At 70.9% G+C, this 7,752-nt stretch carries 8 protein-coding genes; 6 read left to right on the top strand and 2 right to left on the bottom strand.

Features of this window, described 5'->3' with window-relative positions:
* Together ACFQPS_RS18335 and ACFQPS_RS18330 are read left to right on the top strand one after the other, a co-directional pair.
* On the top strand, positions 1–472 hold a 472-nt coding region (locus ACFQPS_RS18335; protein ID WP_377360670.1), incomplete at its 5' end, for an NAD-dependent epimerase/dehydratase family protein.
* A gap of 276 nt (positions 473–748) precedes the next feature.
* Entirely contained in the window at positions 749–2,758 is a 2,010-nt protein-coding gene (locus tag ACFQPS_RS18330; RefSeq protein ID WP_377360669.1) for a protoglobin domain-containing protein, read from the top strand.
* Positions 2,759–2,777: 19 nt separating this feature from the next.
* Here the strand turns inward: ACFQPS_RS18330 and ACFQPS_RS18325 are convergent, their stop codons facing one another.
* Both ACFQPS_RS18325 and ACFQPS_RS18320 read right to left on the bottom strand, forming a co-directional pair.
* Positions 2,778–3,440: a carbonic anhydrase gene (locus ACFQPS_RS18325; RefSeq protein ID WP_377360668.1), complete on the bottom strand. Its 663-nt coding sequence runs from the start codon at positions 3,438–3,440 to the stop codon at positions 2,778–2,780.
* A 144-nt stretch (positions 3,441–3,584) separates the two neighbouring features.
* Entirely contained in the window at positions 3,585–4,157 is a 573-nt protein-coding gene (locus ACFQPS_RS18320; RefSeq protein ID WP_377360667.1) for a manganese efflux pump MntP, read from the bottom strand.
* Between the two features lie 383 nt (positions 4,158–4,540).
* Here ACFQPS_RS18320 and ACFQPS_RS18315 point away from each other — a divergent pair, with 383 nt between their 5' ends.
* The 4 genes from ACFQPS_RS18315 (at position 4,541) to ACFQPS_RS18300 (ending at position 7,743) form a co-directional block, all read left to right on the top strand.
* Positions 4,541–5,578 carry a cytochrome-c peroxidase gene (locus ACFQPS_RS18315; RefSeq protein WP_377360666.1) on the top strand — a complete coding sequence of 346 codons (1,038 nt, stop codon included), beginning with the start codon at positions 4,541–4,543 and terminating at the stop codon, positions 5,576–5,578.
* A gap of 91 nt (positions 5,579–5,669) precedes the next feature.
* Positions 5,670–6,620 carry a hypothetical protein gene (locus tag ACFQPS_RS18310; protein WP_377360665.1) on the top strand — a complete coding sequence of 317 codons (951 nt, stop codon included), beginning with the start codon at positions 5,670–5,672 and terminating at the stop codon, positions 6,618–6,620.
* The gene (locus ACFQPS_RS18305; RefSeq protein ID WP_377360664.1) at positions 6,620–7,144 is read left to right on the top strand and encodes a hypothetical protein; all 525 of its coding nucleotides are present in this window, start codon (positions 6,620–6,622) and stop codon (positions 7,142–7,144) included. Before ACFQPS_RS18310 ends, ACFQPS_RS18305 begins: the two co-directional genes overlap by 1 nt.
* Positions 7,141–7,743, top strand: coding sequence for a hypothetical protein (locus tag ACFQPS_RS18300; RefSeq protein WP_377360663.1), 603 nt, complete (start codon positions 7,141–7,143; stop codon positions 7,741–7,743). Before ACFQPS_RS18305 ends, ACFQPS_RS18300 begins: the two co-directional genes overlap by 4 nt.
* The last annotated feature ends 9 nt before the right edge of the window (positions 7,744–7,752 follow it).

Below are 7,752 nucleotides of genomic sequence, written 5' to 3'. Positions count from 1 at the left end.
CCGGGCCGGGCAGCGCACGCGGGGCGCCACGCATCTGGTCAAGGTGGCGTGCGAGGTGGCGGCGGGCCGGCGCCCCGTCCTGGAGGTCTATGGCACGGACTATCCGACACCGGACGGGACCTGCGTGCGCGACTACATCCATGTCACGGACCTGGTGGCGGCGCACCTTCTGCTGCTGGAGCATCTGCGCGGCCACGGCGGCCGGCATCTGCTGAACGTGGGCTACGGCCGGGGTTTCTCGGTGCGCGCGGTGGTGCGGGCGGTGGAGCGGGCGGCCGGGCGGCCGCTGCCCGTGCGCGAGGCCGGGCGGCGCCCGGGCGACGCCGCCCGGATCGTGGCCGACGCCACCCTGCTGCGCGACCGCTACGGCTGGCGCCCCCGCCACGACGACCTCGATACCATCGTCCGCAGCGCCCTCGACTGGGAGCGGACCCTTGTGGGCTGGGCGTCCGACGGTCGCCGCTACGCCTGACCCGCCCGGTCCCCGGTGCTGCTCCGCCCCTGCGCGCACCCGCCGCAGCCGGGGGTGGTGCCATCGGACAGGCCGATGTGCCGCTCTGCTCTCCGCGGAGAGCTTGGGAAATCCGCTGAACTGCGGCCCTCTGCCAGTGACGGACGTCACGTTATGGCAGGGTTGAAAATAAAAAACCGCATTGCCGTCAGGGTAATTCTTCGTCAAGCGTAACCGGAACCCGCATCACTATTCGACGAAGGCCGGGAGCCGCGCCAACGGTCCTGGAAGCTCTTGATGTCCGAACAGCCGCGCCTCCCCGCCGACGCCCTCATCCTGCCCGATACCGCGACCCTGGAGCTGCTGCGCGAGGCGGCCCCGGTCATCGGGCAGCGCCTGCCCGCGATCCTGGACGATTTCTACCGGCAGGTGGCGGCCGACCCCCGGCTGGCCCGGCATTTCAGGACGCCGGCGGACATGGAGCGGGCGAAGAAGGCGCAGCTCGCCCACTGGACCCGCCTCGTCGGTGGCGACCTGGACGGGGACTACCGCGCCTCCGTGCAGCGGGTCGGGCGGCGGCACCTCGCCTCCCATGTCCCTCCCGTCTTCTACATGGCCGGCTACCTGCACCTGATCCGGGGCCTGCTGGACGCCCTGGCCGAGGACCGCGGCGGCCTGCTGACCCGGCGCACCACTCTGCGCCACATGGTGCGGATGCAGAACGCCGTCGTGTCGGCCGCCATGGCCGACATGGCGCTGTCGCTCTCCACCTACTGGGAGGGCAACGCGGAGAAGGCCCTGGCGGACGTCAACCACATGGTGGACAGCATCGGCGACCAGTCGGTCGAGGTGGTGAACAGCATCCACGACTACACCGACGACCTCGCCCGCGCCGTCGGGTCGCTCACCACGGTCTGCGGCGAGGTGGGGGAGCGGGCCACCCAGGCGTCCTCGGCGGCGGCGCAGTCGGCGGCTGCGGCCGAGACGGTCGCCGCCGCGGCGGAGGAACTGGACGCTTCCATCGCGGAGATCGCGCAGCAGGTGGCGCAGTCCACCCATGCCGCGCGCGACGCCATCGACCGCACCGGCAAGGCGGCGGAGGCGGTGCGCACGCTGGGCGAGGCTGCGCGCGAGATCGGCGGCATCGTCACCCTGATCGGGGACATCGCCGCCCAGACCAACCTGCTGGCGCTGAATGCCACGATCGAGGCGGCCCGCGCCGGGGAGGCGGGCAAGGGCTTCGCCATCGTGGCCGGCGAGGTCAAGGCGCTGGCAGCCCAGAGCGCCCGTGCCGCCGACGAGATCTCCGGCCGCATCGCCGCCATCCAGGGGGAGACGGCGCATGTCGCCACCGCCATCGAGGCGATGGCCGGGGTGGTGCACCGGATCGAGGATGTCGGCTCCTCCATCTCCGCCGCCGTGGAGGAACAGGCCTCCGCGACCGGGGAGATCGCCCGCACCGTGGCCGAGGTGGCGGATGCCGCCCGTTCGGTGACGGAGCTGATGGACGCCGTCGTCACCTCGACGGACCTGGCGAAGCGGGCGGTCCATACGGTCGAGGCCAGCACCGAACATCTGCGTGAGGCGATCGACGACCTGCCGCGGCACCTGGTCCGCTCGATCCGCACCTCCTCCCGGCTGGCCGACCGCCGGGTGGACCATCGCCGCCCCGTCCTGGTGGACGGCACGCTCACCGTGGAGGGGCGGCAGCGGGCCTGCATGATCCGCGACCTGTCCTGCCACGGCGCCGCCCTGGACGCGGCCGCGCCGCCGCCCGCGGGGTCGCCCGTCACGCTGCACGTTCCGCGCCTGGACCGCACGGTCGAAGCCACGGTCGTCGCCGTCTCCGGCACCTGCACGCTGCACCTGAAGTTCGCCGGCCCCGGCCTCGACGCCGCCGAGGTGGAGCTGGTGGCGACGGAGTCCGCCCGCCAGATCACGCTGCTTGCCAAGAAGGACCACGCCGCCTTCGTGGAACAGGTGGAAGCCGCCGTGGCCGGCCGGGTCGAGCTTGACGCCGCCGACCTCTCCACCCACCACACCTGCCGGCTCGGCCGCTGGTACGATGCCGTGAACGACCCCGACACGCTGGCGCTGCCGTCCTACGTGGCGCTGGCCGATCCGCACGCCCGGGTGCATTCCGCCGGCCGTCGCGCCCTGCTGGCCCATCTGGCCGGCCGGGATGCCGAGGCCGCGGCCGCGGTCCGCGACATGCGGGACGCCTCGGACGCGGTGATGCACCTGCTCGACCGCCTGGCGGAGGAATGCACCAGCCTGCGCGGCCACCTTCAGGCCGAAGCAGCGTGAGGGGTCGCGCCGGCGGCGGTCAGAACGGGCTGCCGGCGGGGGAGGGGGGACGGGTATCCGTGAGGGCGAGGGTCCGGGCCAGTTCCGGCGTGACCGTGACCTCGCCGCCCGTATCGTCCAGCAGCAGCAGGTCGCCGGCGGTGATGTCGAAGATCGCCGCGTAGAGGTGCAGGCGGCCCGCCGCGACCCGCTCCCGCACCCAGGGGAAGGTCATCAGGTTGCCCAGCGACAGCCGCGCCACTTCCCGCACCGCCGCGGCGAAGGGGTCGGGCCGGGCGACCACCCGGTCGCGCACGCCTTCCGCGATCCGCATCCAGTTGCCCAGGAAGTCGCTGTTCCGGTCGCCGTCCAGCAGCGCCCGGATGCCGCCGCAGCCGGTATGGCCCAGCACCACGACATACGGCACCTCCAGCCGCCGCACGGCGAACTCCAGCGCGGCCGAGGTGCCGTGGTAATCGGCGTTGGGGGCGTAGGGCGGCACCAGATTCGCCACGTTGCGGATGACGAACAGGTCGCCCGGCCCGGCGGAAAAGATGGACTGCGGGTCCACCCGGCTGTCGCAGCAGGCGACCACCGCGGCGCGGGGATGCTGGCCGGTGATGGCAAGCTGGCGGTAGCGCTCCTCCTGCTCCGGGAAGCCGTTGGTGCGGAAGCGCAGAAATCCGTTCAGCAGTTCATGCATTCGACCTGATCCTTCGTCGGGCGGCCGGGAACCCGGTCGCGGTCGGCGGGCATCGGGGGCCCGCGGCGCACCAGTAGGAATGACGGCGGATTCCTCAACGGATCAAGTCGCCGCAGGGCATTGCCCCCTTGCGGCAATGCCGGGTCAGGCCAGCAGCGTGTGCCGCAGCAGCACCAGGGTGCCGATGGCGACCAGCCCCAGCCCGCCCGCGAACTCCGCCCAGCGGCCGAGCCGGCTGCCCGCCGCCCGGCCGGCCAGCACCCCGATGAAGGCCATGCCGAAGGTGACCAGCCCGATCAGCACGATCGTGGTGCCGACATGCACGTCCATGAAGCGCAGCGTCACGCCCACGGCGGTGGCGTCGATGCTGGTCGCCAGCGCCGCGGCGACCAGCGCCAGCGGCGCGTGCCGGGCCGGCGTCGGGACCCGTTCCGTCTCCCCGTCCTCCGAGAGGGCGAGCCAGGCCATGCGGCCCCCGACGAAGAGCAGCAGGAAGAAGGCCACCCAATGGTCCAGGGCCTCGATCGAGCCGGCGAAGGCGAGGCCGAGGGCCCAGCCGAAGACCGGTGCCGCCAGCTCGAAGAGGCCGAAATAGGCCCCGATCCGGGCCGCCTCCAGCAGGCTGGGCCGGCGCAGGGCGGCACCCTTGCTCAGCGAGGCCGCGAAGGCGTCCATCGACAGGCTGAAGGCGAGCGAAAGCGACGTGACAATGGCCATCGGTGATCGGTCCCTGGTTCCTGCTCCGTGGCTGCGACATAAGCCCGCGGACGCTGCCGGGGGAAATCCCCTGGGCGTATCGCAGGCTGGTCACGGCACTGGTTCCGCCCCGCCCCTCGGGATGTGCGTCCGCCCGTCAGGCCCAGGCATGACAGGGGCGGCCACGCCGCTGTGGCGGGCCGCCCCGATGCTCGTCTCCGGGCGGGTGCGTAGACCCGCCCTGCCCGGATGTCAACCGCAGGCCTCCGCTCTTTCCCGGCGCCGCGGGGGAATTGCGATAAATCAAAGGTGGGTCGGAGCGCACTGTTTAGAGTTATTCCAGATCAAGTCCAGCCGGCATCCATCGGAAATCCCGGCATGGACCAGAAAGGGAGAGCCAGACCATGCTCCGTTCGCTGTTCTTCGGTGTCGCGTTCGCCGCCCTTTTCACCGGCCCGGCGGCGGCCGACCCGCTGCTGGACGAGGCCCGCAGCCTGTTCAAGCCGCTGCCCGCCACGGCTCCGGTGATCAAGGACAACCCCGCCACTCCGGAGAAGGTCGACCTCGGGCGCATGCTGTTCTTCGAACCGCGTCTGTCGTCCAGCCATCTGTTCTCCTGCAACTCCTGCCACAACGTGGCGACCGGCGGCGTGGACGGGCTGGAGACCTCGATCGGTCACGGCTGGGCCGCGGGTCCGCGCAATGCGCCGACCGTGCTGAACGCCGTCAACAACGTGGCGCAGTTCTGGGACGGCCGTGCCAAGGATCTGAAGACCCAGGCCAAGGGGCCGATCCAGGCGGCCGTGGAGATGAACAGCACACCCGACCGGGTGCTCCAGGTCCTGACCAGCATGCCCGAGTACAAGGGGCTGTTCGCCAAGGCGTTCCCCGGAGAGAAGGACCCCGTCAGCTTCGATAACGTGGCCAAGGCCATCGAGGTGTTCGAGGCGACGCTGATCACGCCGGACTCGCCCTTCGACCGCTTCCTGGCCGGCGACGCCAAGGCGATGACGGCGCAGCAGAAGAAGGGGCTGGCCCTGTTCATGGAGAAGGGCTGTTCGGCCTGCCACAACGGCATCAATGTCGGCGGCCAGGACTATTTCCCGTTCGGCGTCATGGAAAAGCCGGGGGCGGACGTGCTGCCGGCCGGCGACAAGGGCCGCTTCCAGGTCACCAACACGGCCACCGACGAATATGTCTTCCGCTCGCCGACCCTGCGCAACGTGACCCTGACGGCGCCCTACTTCCACTCGGGCAAGGTCTGGGATCTGCGGGAGGCGGTGGCGGTGATGGGCAACGTGCAGCTCGGCACCGTGCTGTCGGAGGAGGAGATCGACGCCATCACCGCCTTCCTCGGCTCGCTCACCGGGCGCCAGCCGCGGATCGAGGTGCCGATCCTGCCGCCCAGCACGCCGCAGACGCCCAGGCCGGTCACGCAGTGACCCCGCCGGGCCGCTGGACCTTCGCATAGCTTGGACCCGGGGCCGCGGCGTCTATGTTGGACAGGCGTCGCGTCCCTGGAGCGGTCCCGCCATGAGCAGCGAACCGGCCCCGCCGCCGCCGGCGGGGCAGCCCGCCGTCACCCATTTCGCCTTCAGCCATCGGGCCCTGACCCTGGAGGGCGTGACGTTCACACTGTCGCCGCGGTCGCGGCAGCCGGTGATGCAGATCGCCATGGGCGACATCAAGGGGACGATCGATCTCGCCCGCATCGCCGAAACCTTCCAGATCGCCGTCGGCAGCGCCGACGACCGGCTGCTGAAGATCGTCGAGCGCTCGCTGCGCCATGTCCACCAGATCCGCAACGGCGACCGCATCCCCAACGAGATCCTGGACGGCACCGCCTCCTGGCCGATCGAGGACCGGCACCGCCGGCTGGCCGCGCTCAAGGTGGCCGACATGGTGATCCGGCAGATCCTGGGCGGCGCCCAGGCGGAACTGCCGGGCGACGACGCGACGGACCAGGTGCGGTCCCGCATCAAGGAGGCGGCCGGCGACGTGGCCGAGAAGATCGGCCTGCCGCGCTCCCGCGACTGGGAGGCGCTGGACCGGATCGAGACCCTGACCAACGAGATGGCCTTCATCGAGGCGCTGCGGGACTACTGGAACCCGCTGTTCGACATGCCGCGCAAGCTGCGCGACGTGCAGAAGGCGAACCGGCGCGACCGCGACCTGTCGGACCAGCTCGGCAGCGCGCTGTCCCTGATCAAGGCGCCGGTGGCGCAGATCCGCGCCATCTTCGACGATATCGACCGCACCATCGCCGACCCCGTCGCCGCCTTCAGCCGGTACGAGCAGACGCTGAAGGTGCTGCGCGCCCGGCGCGACAGCCTGCATTTCGAGACGCTGCGCTGGGGCGAGGTGCCGGGAACCTGGCGCGCCCTGCGGACCGATGATGACGCAGGGGTCGTCCAGGCCTCGCGTCTCTACCGGTTCCTGGTGCAGAACTACATGCGGACCACTGCCTGGGTCGGTGCCGGCTGATGACGACGACGATTTCCCTGCTCATCGTGAACGGGCTGCTGCTGGTGGCCTGGATGCTGGGCGTGCTGCACCGGCAGCGGCTGCTGGGCACGGCGCAGGTGGAGCTGAAGGGACTGAATGAGAAGATCGCGCAGTCCGAGGCCGAACTGAACCAGACGCAGATGTTCCTGGAGGATTCGCGCCTGCGCATGGCCCTGGCCGACGACCAGCGCGCCCGCCACGCCAAGCTGGTCGCCGGCATGCAGGCGGAACTCGCCCGGCTGTCCAGCCAGAATTTCGAGATCATCCACCAGCTCGGGGAACCGGCGAAGGGCAAGACCCCCTATGCCGCCGAGCTGTTCGAGACGGGCATGGGCGACCGCCCGATGCCGAAGGCCTTGCAGGGCCTGACGCACATGGCCATCGTGCATGCCGAGGACGATGCCGCGGCGCGGCGGCAGATCGAGATCGCCTTTCCGCCGCGTTCGCTGTTCCGGCCCAACACCATCACCCGCATGGCCTCCGCAGACGATACCGCCGCATGACCGAACTGACCTGGGTCCTGCATCTCGCGCTCGTCGTCGGCGCCTTCGTGATCGGCGCCAAGGCGATCGACGCCTGGATGTCCGCCTCGCGCACGGCGCGCGAGGCAACGGCCAAGGTGGCCAAGCGCAAGGCGGCGCTCGATGCCGTGAAGGCGCGCATCGAGGCCATCGCCGTCAATGTCGAGGACGTGATGCCGCAGCTCGGTGAGGCCGAGGCGGACCGCCAGCAGATGAACGAGGAGGCGGGCGCGCTGCGCGCGAAGATCGACGGGCTGACGAAACGGCGCAAGGACCACCTGATCGTCTTCGACCGCCGCACCCTGATGGAGGATGGCCTCTATGAGGTGACGGTGACCAATCCCGAGTTCCTGGAAGCCTCGACCGGGCGCAACGCCAGCGATCCGCTGGTCAAGAGCTGGATGGAGGGGCGGGTCTACCTCGTCGCCGCCCTGGATTCGGACGATGCCGCGCGCCGCTGCACGGCCCGCTTCCCGGTCTCGCTGGGCTACCGTGTCACCCAGAGCGTGCCGTTCCGCCTGCGCGGCGGCTCCGGACGCAGATCGGCGGAAGCCGGGAAGGCTTCCGCCGACAGCGTGTGAGGAACCGGA

The sequence above is a fragment of the Rhodocista pekingensis genome, assembly GCF_042665545.1.
In the GTDB taxonomy this organism is placed as follows: Bacteria; Pseudomonadota; Alphaproteobacteria; order Azospirillales; family Azospirillaceae; genus Rhodocista; species Rhodocista pekingensis.
This window is presented reverse-complemented; position numbering and strand designations above follow the sequence as displayed.

Coding starts and splice junctions, on each gene's coding strand:
- ACFQPS_RS18325 (WP_377360668.1), bottom strand. CDS start 3,440: ATGCATGAACTGCTGAACGGATTTCTGCGCTTCCGCACCAACGGCTTC.
- ACFQPS_RS18320 (WP_377360667.1), bottom strand. CDS start 4,157: ATGGCCATTGTCACGTCGCTTTCGCTCGCCTTCAGCCTGTCGATGGAC.
- ACFQPS_RS18305 (WP_377360664.1), top strand. CDS start 6,620: ATGACGACGACGATTTCCCTGCTCATCGTGAACGGGCTGCTGCTGGTG.
- ACFQPS_RS18310 (WP_377360665.1), top strand. CDS start 5,670: ATGAGCAGCGAACCGGCCCCGCCGCCGCCGGCGGGGCAGCCCGCCGTC.
- ACFQPS_RS18315 (WP_377360666.1), top strand. CDS start 4,541: ATGCTCCGTTCGCTGTTCTTCGGTGTCGCGTTCGCCGCCCTTTTCACC.
- ACFQPS_RS18330 (WP_377360669.1), top strand. CDS start 749: ATGTCCGAACAGCCGCGCCTCCCCGCCGACGCCCTCATCCTGCCCGAT.
- ACFQPS_RS18300 (WP_377360663.1), top strand. CDS start 7,141: ATGACCGAACTGACCTGGGTCCTGCATCTCGCGCTCGTCGTCGGCGCC.